The 14,157-nt window shown below is 71.1% G+C and carries 11 protein-coding genes; 7 read left to right on the forward strand and 4 right to left on the reverse strand.

All coding sequences use genetic code 11. The features are described 5' to 3' along the window. The 4 genes from GWK61_RS44760 to GWK61_RS44775 all read left to right on the forward strand — a co-directional run. On the forward strand, window positions 1-885 hold an 885-nt coding region (locus GWK61_RS44760; RefSeq protein ID WP_194918630.1), incomplete at its 5' end, for a zinc-binding dehydrogenase. Between the two features lie 99 nt (window positions 886-984). Then, window positions 985-1,842: a maleylpyruvate isomerase family mycothiol-dependent enzyme gene (locus GWK61_RS44765; RefSeq protein ID WP_194918631.1), complete on the forward strand. Its 858-nt coding sequence runs from the start codon at window positions 985-987 to the stop codon at window positions 1,840-1,842. A 53-nt stretch (window positions 1,843-1,895) separates the two neighbouring features. Beyond that, complete coding sequence (locus GWK61_RS44770) at window positions 1,896-2,399, forward strand: NUDIX hydrolase (RefSeq protein ID WP_194918633.1); 504 nt, start codon at window positions 1,896-1,898, stop codon at window positions 2,397-2,399. Between the two features lie 175 nt (window positions 2,400-2,574). Further along, entirely contained in the window at window positions 2,575-5,763 is a 3,189-nt protein-coding gene (locus GWK61_RS44775; protein ID WP_438939818.1) for a bifunctional [glutamine synthetase] adenylyltransferase/[glutamine synthetase]-adenylyl-L-tyrosine phosphorylase, read from the forward strand. A gap of 41 nt (window positions 5,764-5,804) precedes the next feature. On the opposite strand, the gene GWK61_RS44780 is transcribed toward GWK61_RS44775, so the two are convergent. After that, window positions 5,805-7,187 carry a serine hydrolase domain-containing protein gene (locus tag GWK61_RS44780; protein WP_194918637.1) on the reverse strand — a complete coding sequence of 461 codons (1,383 nt, stop codon included), beginning with the start codon at window positions 7,185-7,187 and terminating at the stop codon, window positions 5,805-5,807. An 86-nt stretch (window positions 7,188-7,273) separates the two neighbouring features. Here GWK61_RS44780 and GWK61_RS44785 point away from each other — a divergent pair, with 86 nt between their 5' ends. Then, window positions 7,274-7,963 carry a TetR/AcrR family transcriptional regulator gene (locus GWK61_RS44785; protein WP_194918640.1) on the forward strand — a complete coding sequence of 230 codons (690 nt, stop codon included), beginning with the start codon at window positions 7,274-7,276 and terminating at the stop codon, window positions 7,961-7,963. A 49-nt stretch (window positions 7,964-8,012) separates the two neighbouring features. Here GWK61_RS44785 and GWK61_RS44790 read toward each other — a convergent pair whose 3' ends face one another. Further along, the gene (locus GWK61_RS44790; RefSeq protein ID WP_323748039.1) at window positions 8,013-8,993 is read right to left on the reverse strand and encodes a phosphatase PAP2 family protein; all 981 of its coding nucleotides are present in this window, start codon (window positions 8,991-8,993) and stop codon (window positions 8,013-8,015) included. Between the two features lie 282 nt (window positions 8,994-9,275). Between GWK61_RS44790 and GWK61_RS44795 the strand changes: the two genes are divergently transcribed. Both GWK61_RS44795 and GWK61_RS44800 read left to right on the forward strand, forming a co-directional pair. Next, window positions 9,276-9,581 (forward strand): UBP-type zinc finger domain-containing protein, encoded by a 306-nt coding sequence (locus GWK61_RS44795; RefSeq protein WP_194918642.1) that lies wholly within the window; start codon window positions 9,276-9,278, stop codon window positions 9,579-9,581. Window positions 9,582-9,839: 258 nt separating this feature from the next. Continuing rightward, window positions 9,840-10,022: a hypothetical protein gene (locus tag GWK61_RS44800; RefSeq protein ID WP_194918644.1), complete on the forward strand. Its 183-nt coding sequence runs from the start codon at window positions 9,840-9,842 to the stop codon at window positions 10,020-10,022. 20 nt (window positions 10,023-10,042) lie between these two features. On the opposite strand, the gene GWK61_RS44805 is transcribed toward GWK61_RS44800, so the two are convergent. Next, entirely contained in the window at window positions 10,043-13,144 is a 3,102-nt protein-coding gene (locus GWK61_RS44805; protein WP_194918646.1) for a glycoside hydrolase family 38 N-terminal domain-containing protein, read from the reverse strand. After that, window positions 13,141-14,157, reverse strand: a 1,017-nt coding sequence (locus GWK61_RS44810; RefSeq protein ID WP_194918648.1) for a Gfo/Idh/MocA family protein, incomplete at its 5' end; no start/stop codon positions are given. The genes GWK61_RS44805 and GWK61_RS44810, both read right to left, overlap by 4 nt.

Genomic DNA, 14,157 nt, shown 5'->3' on the forward strand with positions numbered 1-14,157 from the left:
GCCCCACCGGGCACCGCCCTGGTCGACGTCGCCTACGCCAACATCACCTTCGTCGAGACCCAGGTCCGCGCGGGCAACGGCCCCTTCCGCCCGACCCTGCCGACCATCCCCGGCAACGGCGTCGGGGGAGTGGTCCGCGCGGTCGGCGACGGCGTGGACCCGGCGCTCGTCGGTACCCGCGTCGTCGGCTCGACCGGCGGCTCCGGCGGCTACGCCGAGGTGGCGCTGGTCCCCGCGGACGTCCTCTACCGCGTCCCCGACGGCCTGGCCCTCGACGCCGCGGTCGCGGTCCTGGCCGACGGCCGCACCGCCTCCCTGCTCGTCGAGGCCGCGAAGATCCGCCCCGGCGAGCGCGTCCTGATCGAGGCCGCCGCGGGCGGCGTCGGCACCCTGCTGGTCCAGCTCGCGAAGGCGGCCGGCGGCACCGTGATCGCGCTGGCCGGCGGCCCCCGCAAGACCGCCACCGCCACCGCCCTCGGCGCCGACCAGGCCGTCGACTACCTCGATCCGGCCTGGCCCGAGCAGCTCGAAGAACGCGTGGACGTGGTTTTCGACGGCGTCGGCGGCGCCACCGGCCACGCCGCCTACCGGCAGCTGCGCCGCGACGGCCGCATCCTCACCTACGGCCTGGCCAGCGGCCAGTGGACCGCGATCCCCGAGGACGACGCCGAGGCGCGCGGCATCCGGATCATCCGCCCGACCGCCGGCCCCGAGGACATGCGCCGCCTGACCGAGTCCGCGCTGCGCGCCGCCGCCGACGGGACGCTGCGGCCAGTGATCGGCCAGCGCTTCCCGCTGGAGGACGCCGACGCCGCGCACACCGCGATCCAGGACCGGCGAACTGTGGGCAAAACTCTCCTTGTGACGGGTAAAACAGCAGGGTGACGCAGCCGCCGCGACGCCCGCCCCCTTGACCGGCCCGCTCCCGCCTGCTGTCCTGTCAGACGCCTGGTCCACCGAGTCTGACTCGCAGCGGGAGGCCCGATGTCGCGCACCCGTACCACCCTCGCCGAAGACTTAGCCGCAGCGCGGTCCGCCGTGCCGGAGCTCGCCGAGCGCGCCGCGCGGGTGGTGGCCGGGATCGGGAACCCGAAGTCGGCCTCGCTCCTGCCCGGCTGGAACGCCGCCGACGTCGCCGTGCACCTCGGCATGGCGTGCACCGCCTACGCCGCGGTGGTGGCCGGCGTCTTCGACATCGAGCACTGGGACACCTTCGTCCCGGAGCACCCCGATCTCGCGCAGCGGGTCGCGGTGCTGAACGCCACGACGCTCTCGCACGCCGAGCCCGACGCCTACCTCGCCGCCCCCGGCCAGATCCGCGACGGCGCCGCCATGCTGGTCGCCGCCCTCGAAGGCCGCGACCCCGAGGAACCGTGCCCGATCCCGTGGTTCGGCATCGACGCCCCGCTGCCGCTGGCCGCCGTCGTCGGCCTGTTCCTGAGCGAGACCGTGCTGCACACCCTGGACGTGGCGCGCGCCACCGGCCAGAAATGGCTGGTCCCGCCGCGGATCGCGCGGCTCATCATCTCCCTGACCTACCTCGACACCATCCCGCGCACCGTCGACGTGGCGCGCGCCGCGACCATGCACGCCGCGGTGCGCGTCCACGTCCGCGGCGGCGTCACCATCGGCATCGACATCGACGGGCCCCGGGTCGAGACGCACCGCGACCCGGGGCCGGGCGCCACCGACTGCCACATCTGGGTCGACCCGGTGGCCTTCGTGCTCACCGCGAGCCGGCGGAGCTCCCAGGCCCGGCAGATCGCGGCCGGCCGGATGTTCTCGTTCGGGCGCAAGCCGTGGCTCGGCCCGATGATCGGGCGGCTCTTCGATCACCCCTGAGGTGCGCACGTGCCAGAAGGATTCAGGGCCCTCCGTCATGCTTTGATAACCCGGTGAACCCCGACGAAGAGCTCGTCTACGAAGTCGACGAGAACGACCGGATCCTGCGGATCGTGCGCCGCGGCGAACTCACCGACAACAACCTGCGGCACCGCAGCGTCGACATCCTGTTCCGGGACAAGGCCGGCCGGATCCTGGTGCACCGGCGCGCCGAGGTGAAGCGCGTCTTCCCCAAGTACTACGACATGTTCGTCGCCGGCATGGTCCCGGCCGGCGAGTCCTATGACCAGGCCGCGCGCCGGGAGGCCGCCGAGGAGGTCGGGCAGCGCAACATCGTGCTCCGGCCGGTCGGCAGGTGGCGCTTCGACGACGACCGGGTCCCGCAGTGGGGCTCGGTCTACACCGCGACCGTCACCGGCCCCGTGGTGCCGCAGCCGGAGGAGGTCGAGTGGTTCGGCTTCCTCACCGAGGCCGAGCTGGAAGAGAGCATCGCGCAGAACCAGTTCTGCCCGGACAGCCTGTACTTCTATCGGCGGATGCGCGGCCAGGCGGTGTGATCGGCGGTGATCGGGGAGCGATCGGGTGTGATCGGGCCCTGTCGATCCGCGGCCCCGTCCGCGACGCGACCGGCCCCCGGACACGACACGCCGGTCTGGATCGACGTCGGCTAGATTGGGCCGGGTGGCACAGACGGCGGCACTTGGCCGGGAACCGGAGTCGGCGCGCTCGCGACTGGTCAGGCTCGGATTCGCCGACCCCGAATCGGCCCTGCGGACCCTGGACGAGGCCCCGCTCGGCGAGCTGCGCGGCGATCCGCTGTTCCTGGAGGCCCTGGGCCGCACCGCCGACCCCGACCAGGCCCTGGCCGCGACCGGCCGGCTGCTCGCGGCCTCCGGCGACGCCGACACGCTGGCCGCCACCCTGGCCGCCGCCAAGCCCTTCCAGGACCGGCTGCTCGGGGTGCTCGGGGTCAGCGTGGCGCTCGGCGAGCACCTGGAGCGCCATCCGGACGCCTGGCACGGACTCGTGGAGTTCGACGTCGAGGACCTGGCCCCGGCCTTCCGGCGGCTGATGCTGGAGGCCGTCGGGGCCGATCCCGACGCGCCGGACCCGGTGGCCGCGCTGGCCGGGATCCCGGCCCGGGACGCCCTGCGCGTCGGCTACCGGGACGCCCTGCTCGGCATCGCGGCGCGGGACATCGGCAGCGCCCAGAAGAACGACGCAACCGCCACATACGACCAAACGGCCGCCGACCTGTCGGACCTGGCCACCGCCACCCTGGAAGCGGCGCTCGCGGTGGCGCGCGCGGAGCTCCCCGAGGACTCCCCGCCGGCCCGCCTGGCAGTCATCGCCATGGGCAAGTGCGGGGCCCGGGAGCTGAACTACGTCAGCGACGTGGACGTGGTGTTCGTCGCCGCCGCCCCTGACGGTACCGACCCGGACGAGGAGCACCTCGCCCTGCGCACCGCCACCCAGCTGGCCGCCACCATGATGCGGGTCTGCTCCGACACCACCTCCGAGGGCGCGATCTGGCAGGTCGACGCGAACTTGCGCCCGGAGGGCAAGAACGGCCCGCTGGTTCGCTCGCTGCCCAGCCACATCGCCTACTACGAGCGCTGGGCCAAGACCTGGGAGTTCCAGGCGCTGCTCAAGGCGCGCGCCGCCGCCGGGGACCGGGACCTCGGCGCCAAGTACGTCGAGGCCGTCACGCCGATGGTGTGGGCGGCCTCGCGGCGCGCCGGGTTCGTCGCGGACGTGCAGGCGATGCGGCGGCGTGTCATCGAACACATCCCGGCCAAGGACGCCGAGCGCGAGCTGAAGCTCGGCTCCGGCGGTCTGCGCGACATCGAGTTCGCCGTGCAGCTGCTGCAACTGGTCCACGGACCTACGGATTCCGCCCTGCGCAAGCGCGGAACCCTGGAGTCCCTGGCGGCTCTTTCCGCAGGTGGATACGTGGGTCGCACGGACGCCGCGGCCCTGGCCGACGCCTACCGCTTCCTGCGCACGCTGGAACACCGGCTGCAGATCCACCGGCTCCGGCGCACGCACACGCTGCCCGAGGAGAAGGTCGAGCGGCGCCGCCTCGGGAGGTCCATGGGGTTTCGAAAAGATCCCGTGGATCAGCTGAACGGTGAATGGAAACGCCACAAGCGGGAAGTAAGGCGGCTGCACGAAAAGCTCTTTTACCGACCGTTGTTAGACGCGGTGGCCCGTTTGACGCCGGGCCAGGCCGCATTGGGTGGTGCTGTTCACTTGTCGCCGGAGGCTGCGCAGTCACGGTTGGAAGCACTCGGTTACACGGATCCTGCCGGAGCGCTCCGTCATCTGACGGCGCTCACCTCGGGGGTGAGCCGGCGGGCGGCGATCCAGAGGACTCTGCTGCCGGTGATGTTGGACTGGTTCGCCGACGCGGCGGACCCGGACGGCGGCCTGTTGGCGTTCCGCAAGGCGTCCGAGGCGCTGGGAGACACACACTGGTACCTGCGCCTGCTGCGCGACGAAGGCGCTGCCGCCGAGCACCTGGCGCGGGTCCTGGCCTCCGGCCGCTACGCGCCGGACTTGCTCCTGAGGGCGCCGGAAGCCGTTGCCATCCTTGGGGATCCGGCCAATCTGGTGCCTCGGGCCCGGCCGGTGCTGGAGGCGGAGATCCTGTCCGCGGTCGGCCGCGCGTCGACTCCTGAGGCGGCGGTCGCCGCGGCGCGTGCGGTGCGGCGTCGCGAGCTTTTCCGTATCTCTGCTGCGGATTTGCTGGGACTGCTGACCGTCGAGCAGGTCGGCGACGGCCTCAGCGCGGTGACGGCGGCGACGCTGAGCGGTGCGCTGCAGGCGGCCACCACGGCGATCGAGAACCGTCTCGGCACACCGCTGCCGACCCGCTTCGCGATCATCGCCGTCGGTCGGTTCGGCGGTCGTGAGCTCGGCTACGGCAGCGACGCGGACGTGTTGTTCGTCCACGATCCGCTGCCGGACGACGGGGTCGAGGCGGATCCGGAAGGGATCGCATGGGACGCGACCGCGAACGGTTCGGCGCCGTCCAGCGTGGCGGTGGCGAGTAACGGTGCTGCGAACGGTGCCGCCGCAACGGATTCCGCGCGCCGCGTCTCGGCTGTCTCGCCTGTCTCGCACGTCTCGCCCCAGCGCGAACGCGCCGCCACCGACGCCGCGCACGCCGTGGCCAACGAACTGCGCCGCCTGCTCCAGATCCCGACGCCGGACCCGCCGCTGATCATCGACGCCGACCTGCGCCCCGAGGGCCGGCAGGGCCCGCTGGTGCGCACCCTCGGCTCCTACGCCGAGTACTACCGCCGCTGGTCGGAGGTCTGGGAGTCGCAGGCGCTGCTGCGCGCGGAGCCGGTGGCCGGCGACCCCGAGCTGGGCCGCGAGTTCATGGAGCTGATCGACCCGCTGCGCCGTCCGGTATCAGGGCTCGACGAGACCGCGGTGCGCGAGATCCGCCGCATCAAGGCCCGCGTGGAGGCCGAGCGCCTGCCGCGCGGCGCGGACAAGGCGCTGCACACCAAGCTCGGCCCCGGCGGCCTGTCGGACGTCGAGTGGACCGTGCAGCTGCTCCAGCTCTGCCACGCGCACGAGGTCCCCGCCCTGCAGACCACGCGTACCCGCCTGGCCCTGTCCGGCGCCGTGGACGCGGGCCTGCTGGAGCCCGACGACGCCGAGATCCTCGACGAGGCCTGGATCGAGGCCACGCGCGTCCGCAACGGCATCATGCTGGTCCGCGGCCGGGCCGGCGACTCGATCCCGAACGACATCAAGGAACGCGCCGGCATCGCCATGTATCTGGGCTCTGAGAACAGCGAGGAGTTCGTCGAGGAGTACCGGCGCAGCGCCCGGCGGGCCCGCGCCGTCGTCGAGCGCGTCTTCTACGACTGGAGCAGCGACGTGGGGCGTTCCCACGATTCGTGAGACTGCCCCGCGCCGGGCCCGCGTCATGCCGCTGGCGGTGATCAGCGGACCCGGCCGAACAACCGCCCCGCGATGTCGATCCCGACGACCGCCCCGCTCCCGTCCCGGGTGAACAGCCCGCGCTGCCCCATCAACGCGCCGTCGGTGATGATGTAGTCGTCGCCCTCCTCGGCCAGGAACCCCATCGTGGCGGCCGGGTAGTCCTGCGGCATGTCGGTGTCGGAGGCGGCGCGGATCTCCGGCTTGATGCCGACCGCGAGGGTCAGGCGCCCGCCGTCGTCGGCGACGTCCAGGTTCATCGCGTCGATCTCGTAGCGGCCGACGACGTCGCTGTTGCGCGCCGCGTCGTACGGCACCGGCTCCGGGTCCTCCTCGACGACGCCGAGGAAGTGCTCCAGGGCCCACTTCACGACGTCCTGGTTCAGCCGGTAGCCCTCGGGGCCGCAGTTGCTCAGCGCCACGATCGCGAAGCCGTGCTCGGGGACCACGAGCAGTTCGGCGAACTGGCCGTTGCCGCTGCCGCCGTGGCCGAAGGTGCGGACGCCGCCGATCTCGCCGCCGATCCCGTTGAGGAACCAGCCGAATCCGAAGGCGTCGCCGAGGGTGGAGGCGCGCAGTTCGGACTTCGGCTGCTGCATCGAGCGGCGGGCCTCGACGCTCAGTACCTTGTCAGCCGTCGCGGTCCCAGCCTGCTCCCCGAGGTGGAACCGGGCCCAGCGCAGCAGGTCCGCGGAGCAGGAGACGGCGCCGCCGCCGGGGTTGTTGCCGTGCGTGCCGGCCGGGTAGGACTTCCAGGGTGTGGCGTTGTGCAGGACGCCGTCGGCGTCGCGGTTGTGGCCGACGGTGTGCTTGCGGGTCATGACGTCGTCGAGGTCGAAGACCGTGTCGGACAGGCCGAGCGGGGTGAGCACCAGCTCGGCGACGGCCTGCTCGTAGGGCTGCCCGGTGACCTTCTCGATGACCCGGCCGAGCAGGTTGTAGCCGGCCTGGCTGTACGAGGCTCGGGCACCCGGCTCGGCGATCAGCGGCAGCGCCTCCAGCTTCGCGACGAACGCGGCCAGCGAGCCGTCGCCGTGGTCGGAATCCACGAGGTTCCATTCCAGGCCGCCGGTGTGGTCGAGCAGGTTGCGGACGGTGACGCGCGCGGCGTGCGACTCGTCGGCCAGCTTCAGTTCGGGGACGTAGGTCCTTACCGTCGCCTCCAGGTCGACCCGGCCGTCGGCCACCAGGTGCAGCAGCGCGGTGGCGGTGAACGACTTCGTCACCGAGGCGATGTGGAAGAGGGTTCGTTCGTCCGCCTCGACCGAGGCGAAGAACTCGCGGCCGTCGACCAGCACTCCGACGCTGATGCCGGGCACGTCGTACGCCTTCGCCGCCTCGGCCACGAACGCGGTCAGGTCCCGGGCGGTCTCCTGCACAGTCATCTCGATCTCCCCTTGCCGAGTCACTTGCACTTAGTTCAAGTGGAACGGTAGCCCCGACTTGAACTAAGTGCAAGTACACTGCCGCCATGCCTAGGAACACGCTGACCGTGGACCAGATCGTGCATGCCGCCATCGCGCAGCTCGACGAGGAGGGGCTGGACGGCCTCACCATGCGCGCCCTCGGCAAGCGCCTGAACGTGGCGGCGACCGCCGTCTACTGGCACCTCAAGACCAAGGACGAGCTGGTCCGGCTGGCCGCCGACGCGGCCTGGGCCGAGGTCGAGCTGCCGGACCCGGCGCTGGTCGGCTGGCGCGAGGCGGCCGTGCGGACCGCGACCGGCGAGCACGCGATGTTCACGCGCCACCCCTGGATGGGCCAGGCCTTCGGCGGCTACCTGCTTTACGGCCCCGGCAAGTCCGGCCACGACGACCACCTGCTGGCCGTCTACGAGGCCGCCGGCTTCGCCCCCGCAGACGCCGACCGCGCCGCTGCGGCCGTCTTCACATACGTGCTGGGCAACTCGCTCGCCCCGGCGGCGATGGTGGCGCTGAACCGGCGGCTGGCGCTGGGCGGGGAGGACGCGATGCGGTCGTTCACGGAGGCGAAGGAGAAGTCGGTGGCGATCGCGCGGACATTCCCCAGACTGCGGGAGCGCGTCGACAGCCCGGCGGCCTCCTACGCCGGGACCCCCGAGGAAAGTTTCGAGTTCGGGCTCGCGGCGCTGCTGGACGGGTTCGAGGCGCGGCTGGCGGCGCAGAAGCTTTCGGGCCCATGAGAAACGGGCCCGCGAAGGGGCCCGTTTCGGGTGGTTCACGTTCGTTAGTTCAGGTTCTCAGGTGGATCGAGGGCCGCACCAGCTCCGCCGAGGCACCGTCGTCGTCGAGGCCGCCCGCCGTCAGCCCCTCAGGCTGCCGGGGCAGCGGGGCGTCCCCAGCCGGCTTCGGCGGCGCGAACACCTGCCGGCCCTGCAGGATCCGCTGGACCAGGAAGCCCAGGGCCAGCGTCACCAGGCCGAACACCGCGTCCAGGACGTAGTGGTTGGCGGTGCCGATGATGACCGCGAAGGTGCAGAAGGGGTAGGCGATGCCGAGGGCCTTGACCCAGCGGCGCTGCGCCAGGTGCGCGATGACCAGCGCGCACCAGGTGGACCAGCCGATGTGCAGCGAGGGCATGGCCGCGTACTCGTTCGTCGAGGAGCCGAGCCCGGCCACGCCGTCGGACGTCGCCGCCGTCTGGCCCCAGGGGTTCAGCAGCTTGAAGGTGTCGACGAAGTCGCCGCCGTGCAGCATCCGCGGCGGGGCCAGGGAGTAGAAGTAGAACCCGAACAGCGCGATCAGCGTCATCGCGATCATCACGGTCCGGACCGCGCGGTAGCGGTCGGGGAACTTGAAGTACACCCACACCAGCACCGCGATCGGCACGATGAAGTGCAGGGTCGCGTAGTAGACGTTCATCGAGAACGCCAGCCAGCGCATGCTGTACACCCAGTGGTTGAAGGTGTCCTCGAAGTTCAGCCCGAGGTAGTGCTCCAGGCGCAGGATGTCGTGGCCGCGCTGCTGGGCCGCCGACTCGTGGGAGGGCGCGGCCAGCCGGGTCAGGGTGTAGAGGTAGTAGCCCAGCGCGATGAGCGCGATCTCCAGCCACAGCTTGGGCCGGTTCGTCGGGCGGAATCTCTGCGGCAGGAGCGGGCCCGGGATCCGGCTCCGGCGCCGTCCGCCGGCCGCGGCGGCGGCTGGCGTCGAGTCGACGTTCCCGTCGCGCGCTGTAGCCTGCGTGCTGCTTTCCAGCGGCTGTGTCGTCGTCACGAGTTCACCCCCATGACAAGCAAGTCTGCCAGGGTACCTGCCGCGAAGGCGTCATACCCCGGGTCCACATTCCGCATCACCCCATGGTAGGGCTTCGGCGGAGCTGTGCGTCGGTCCCGCCGTAAGGGTCGCTCGGGCGGGGTACGCCAGCTTATCCGGATCAGCTGTTTCCCGCGCGTCCCATGGCAGGTCATCTCCAGCCGGTACGCTCCGCGCCAAGCGTCTGTGCACCCGGTCACAAGGGGCGCGGCGTGACGAATCAGACACGCGAGGAGCCACCTCATGCCCATCCCCGTGTACGTCCCCGCGAACGGTGGTCGCTGCGACCACCTGGAACAGCTCCGCGACGCCGAACCGGACTCCACGGACGAGTGCCGGGAGTGCCGGGCCACCGGCGGCCGCTGGCTGAGCCTGCGGGAGTGCCTCGTCTGCGGCCATGTGGGTTGTTGCGACAACTCGCAGAGCCGGCACGCCACGGCGCACTGGCGCGCCACCGGCCATCCCCTGATCCGGTCACTGGAGCCCGGTGAGGTCTGGGCCTGGTGTTATCCGGACGAGGCGATGTTGTTGCCGGCCGACTGCTGCTGAGGCTGTGTCGGCTCCAGGCTGCTGAGAAGGAGGCAGCGGCCGGGCCCGGGGGTGGCTTTCGTGAGCTGCCCTCGGGCCACTGCTTTTTAGCGGCTTGTGGGCGCCATTTGAGTGGCTTGTGGGCGGCGTTTTCCAGACCGCGTTTTCAGGCTGCGCTGCTTACGCGGTGCTCCGGTGGCCCGACGGCGTGGCCCGGCTTAGCGTGAGGTCACGGAAGCCGTCTTCCCGCGGCTCCGGCAGGCAAGGAGTTGAAAACGCATGGCGAAGAACAGCCCGGCCAAGGGGCACCACGGACTCGGCGCACGCGGGCAGGGGAAGCTCCTCTATTTCCACACCCGCGTCTCCCACGTGATCCGCCACTCCAAGGAACAGCTGTTCCGCAAGTACCGCAAACAACCCGAGTATCGGCAGGCCAACGGGCATTGGGCGGGGATCCGGTAGAGCTGGCTGTTCCGCCCGGACTATTCCTCTGACTCTTCCGACTCTCTTGATTCTTCTGATGCGCCCCTGACGCCGGTCGCGGTGATCGTGGCGACCTGCCAGGGGCGCATTTCCATGTGCTGATTCTCCTGCCCGGTACTGATGGTCGCCGTGGTCGGCTCCGGAGTGAGGGCCACCAGCCGCACCTCGGTTGCTTCCCCGCCGCCGTTGCCGCCGTTGTCGCTGACGTCGCGGCAGCTGCTCAGGACCACGCCGCGTCCGCCGATCTCGATACCGCCGCCGGGGATCTCCGGGACGTTGTCAGGGTTCTGGCTCCGGCCGGGGAGCGCGAAGAACGGGTGGCGGTAGCGCTCGGCGGCGTCGAGGAGCCCTGATTCGTGCCACTCGCCGGCGTAGAGGTAGAGGCCGAGCTCGACGGTGCGCACGCCGTGGCACTGCGCGCCGGGCGTGGGCAGCTGCGGGCCCGCCGGCTCCTCGCGCCAGGCGTTGTCGTTGCGCGAGAGCAGGCCGACCGAGCGCAGCAGGGTGAGGGCGAGGGTGCGGCCGTCGTCGACGAGCTCGTATTCGCTGACGTGGTCCAGTAGGACGGCCAGGCCTCCGGCCGCGACCCAGCCGTAGGCGGGGAACGTCGGCACGGGGCGCTCGCCGAAGCCGCCCTCGGCGTGCAGCGGCCGGTCCACGACGGCGAACTGGCCCTCGGCGTGCGAGTGCGTGGCCGGGCGGGGGAGCGGGAGGTGCAGGCGGACGCGGTGGTCGTCGCTGCGGTTGTCGAAGGCGACGGTGACGCGCACGAAGGGCTCGCCGTGCCGCAGCTCGATGCGGGTGGTGAGCTCGGTGGTGTGGACGGACTCGGCGCGGGTGCTGACGGCGCCTTCTTCACTCGACGCGTGAGCGGTAACACCGTGCGTCGGCCAGTTGAACCAGCGCACTGATTCGAGCGACCCGGTGAGCGGCCCGTTCCACCGCTCCCGGTTCCAGATCTCGTCGGGCGAGTCGACGACGCGGTCACGCCCGGGAGGCGCGTAGTTGTACTCGTCGCCGAGATCGCCGCCGTCGACGATCAGCCCGAGGCCCGCGGCATGCGTGCCGTCGGCGGCGAGGACGTCGAGGAGGCCGTCGGAGCGGAGCGCGACGTGGATCAGGCCATTGTCGAGATCGGAGAGCGCGCGGCGTCCAGTCGCGATGTTCTTGGGCGCGACCGTCGGCGCGGGCGCTCCGGCCACCGGGGTGACCGCTGTGATCGCCATGACCGCCGTGAGGCCGAGCGGCCCGACGTCGACCAGCGCGGCGACCCTCGCGCGCGGCTGTATCTGTACCTTGACGCACCATCGCTCGACGGCCGCGCTGGCGGCGGCGGCACGCACATCGGCGACGTCGAAGACCAACTCGGACGTCGGCGCCAACTCGAAGACGATCGTCGCGTCGCGCGGATCGACATGCCACGCGGCGATCTGCCGACCATAAAGCTCGCGCCCATGAATCTTGCGCAGGAACCGATCGAGCTCGCCCGGCGCAACGAATTCGTCGGCGAACGTCTCCTCGACGCTCTCAAGCACCTGGTGCGGCACATGCGCGGCAGCCCTCAGCCCCCGACCAGCCGGCACATCAAGCACCACGACCTCCGCCCGCCGCCGCGGCGACGGATTGAAGATCAAATGCCCGCCATCCGGCACGCTATCCGCAACCGGCCCAAGCACCAGATCAACAACCCCACGCCCCAGATCACCAGCCTCCCCGATCCGCGCAGCAACCTGCTCAGCCGTGCCATCAACCCCGCACCCGGTGACGCTGTCGTGGCACGACGAGTCGACCAACCGCCGCCACGCCAGCTCCAAGAACGGCCGGCACGCAGCCCGCGCCCCATAAAGCGCCGCAACAGGCTCCGCATACCGCTCGACAAGCCGCTCGGCCCGACTCAGCGCCTGCTTGAGCCCGATCCGCGAGGACAGGACGCCCGGCAGGATGTTGGCTCGCGCATAGGACCGCAACTCGCCACGAACCACTACTTCACCGACACCATCAACAACACCAAGACCACCAGCACCAGCATCGCCATCAGCGCCGCCACCAGCACTGTCAGTACCAGCGCTACGAGCATCGGCAGCCATGCCGGCGCCAGCATCCGCGATATCGGCACCGGCCGCAGCGCCTGCACCAGGGCTACTCGCTTCACCAGCTCCGGCGCCGAGACTCGCTCCCGCACTGACCTCGGCCACGCTCGCCGCATGAGCTGATGCCAGCCCGCCGCCAGCCGCATGCGCCCCGCTGCCGGTTCCTGCTGCCCAACCCTTCAGCCCACCCGTTCCAGTAGCTCCGACTCCAGCATGTGCCTGAGCAGCATCCTGACTTGTGTGCTGGTCGAAGAACCCGGCCAGCGTGTCGAGCCGCATCCGCACCGGCCCGTCCGCCGCCGCCCCCGCCACCAGCTCCGCGAGGCCGTCGACCGGCGCCGAATGGTCCGTCCCGTACATCCCCAGCAGCGGGCCCGTCGGCTGCCAGTGCCGCAGTGCCCGTACATGCTCCTCGGCCCGCTGCCGCACTACCGCCGCGTTCGCCTCGCCGAAGACGCCTGCCGCGCCGCCGTAGCCGCCTTCGGGGAGGTAGCGCGTGCGCAGGGTTGTGCCGTCCGGGGCTTGCCACCAGAACTCCGTTGTGTGCACCGCCGCTGGGACGCCGCGCCAGACGCAGGCGGTCTCGATGCCCGCGTGGCGCAGGATCTGGGGGAGCTGGGCCGCGTGGCCGAACTGGTCCGGGAGGTAGCCGATGCGCATGGCGCCGCCGAGGTCGTCGGCGCGGCGCAGGCCCATCTCCAGGTTGCGGAGCAGGTTCTCGCCGGAGCACAGGAACGAGTCGGCCAGGACCCGCCACGGGCCGAGTGCCAGCTGCCCTCGCGCCGTCAGTGAGCGGACCAGCGCCTCCTGCTCCGGGCGGATCTCAAGGTAGTCGTCGATCGCGGCCGTCTGCCCGTCGAGCGTGAAGCGCGCCCGCGGGTCGGCGTCCAGCTGGGCCAGCAGCCGATCCAGCACCGTCACCAGCCGTAGCCGGAAGCGCTGGAACGGCTGGTACCACTCGCGGTCCCAGTGCGTGTGCGGGACGATCACCAGCTCGGCGGGCTCGCTCATCCCGACTTCCCCAGAGCGTCGAGGACGAGCATCCCCGTGCGGATGTCGGCAGTGCCCTCCGCGACACCGCTCAGCGGCGGCGTGCCGGCGGTCACGAAGGAGTGGAACGCCAGCAGTTCGCGCTCGAAGCCCGAGTCGGGGCCGAAGAAGTACGGGTTCCCGAACGCCAGGTCGTACGTCCCGCCCTCGGTGTGCACGCACACGCGCTCCTCATACTCCGGATAGTCCGGCAAGTAATGCCAGCGCACGCTATAGCGCCCGCCGTGCGAGAGCGGCCCAGAGAACTCCAACGAACCCGATTCCCCGTCCCGCGCACCCCACGAGTACGCCGCATCGACATCCACTCCGACGCCACTATCCAGCAACCGAATCAGCGCGAGATCGTGGCACACACTGTCGAGCACCGCGCGGTACTCCCAATGCACACGCGGTCCGACATGCTCGGCCGGCGACGCGGAACCGGAAGCGGGAGCCGGCGTCCAATCGATCTGCGGAAACCTTTCCGGAGGATGCAGAACACTGACATCGACATGCCTGATCGCCCCCAGATCCACGCTGCCAAGCGCCTCGGTGACCACAGGGTCGTACTGCTTCATATACCCGAGCATCAAACGATCGCCGGCCTGCTGCACCAGAGCAGCCTCATCCAGCGTGTGCGCGAGGGGCTTCTCACAGAACACCGGATACCCGCGCTTCAGCGCCTCGGCAGCCAGCGCCGCGTGCGACCCGGACGTCAGCAGCAGCACCGCGTCGAACTCCCCGCACCCGAACAAGCTCCGCACATCCGTGAAGACGCCAGAACCGGGCACCCGCATCCGCCGCGCGACATCGGCGGCGTAGCCGTGCTGCGCATCGCAGACCGCTGTGACCTCGAAATGCTTGTCCAGCTTGGCCAACAACGGCAGGTGCACGTGCCGCGCCACCCGCCCCAGCCCGACGACCGCGACCCGGACGACCGGCCCGACGACCGCCTCGACGACCGCCTCGACCGGCCCCGCAACAGACCCGGAACC

It is taken from the genome of Catenulispora rubra (assembly GCF_015356825.1).
GTDB classification, from domain to species: Bacteria; Actinomycetota; Actinomycetes; order Streptomycetales; family Catenulisporaceae; genus Catenulispora; species Catenulispora rubra.

Coding starts and splice junctions, on each gene's coding strand:
- GWK61_RS44765 (WP_194918631.1), top strand. CDS start 985: ATGTCGCGCACCCGTACCACCCTCGCCGAAGACTTAGCCGCAGCGCGG.
- GWK61_RS44780 (WP_194918637.1), bottom strand. CDS start 7,187: ATGACTGTGCAGGAGACCGCCCGGGACCTGACCGCGTTCGTGGCCGAG.
- GWK61_RS44785 (WP_194918640.1), top strand. CDS start 7,274: ATGCCTAGGAACACGCTGACCGTGGACCAGATCGTGCATGCCGCCATC.
- GWK61_RS44795 (WP_194918642.1), top strand. CDS start 9,276: ATGCCCATCCCCGTGTACGTCCCCGCGAACGGTGGTCGCTGCGACCAC.
- GWK61_RS44800 (WP_194918644.1), top strand. CDS start 9,840: ATGGCGAAGAACAGCCCGGCCAAGGGGCACCACGGACTCGGCGCACGC.
- GWK61_RS44805 (WP_194918646.1), bottom strand. CDS start 13,144: ATGAGCGAGCCCGCCGAGCTGGTGATCGTCCCGCACACGCACTGGGAC.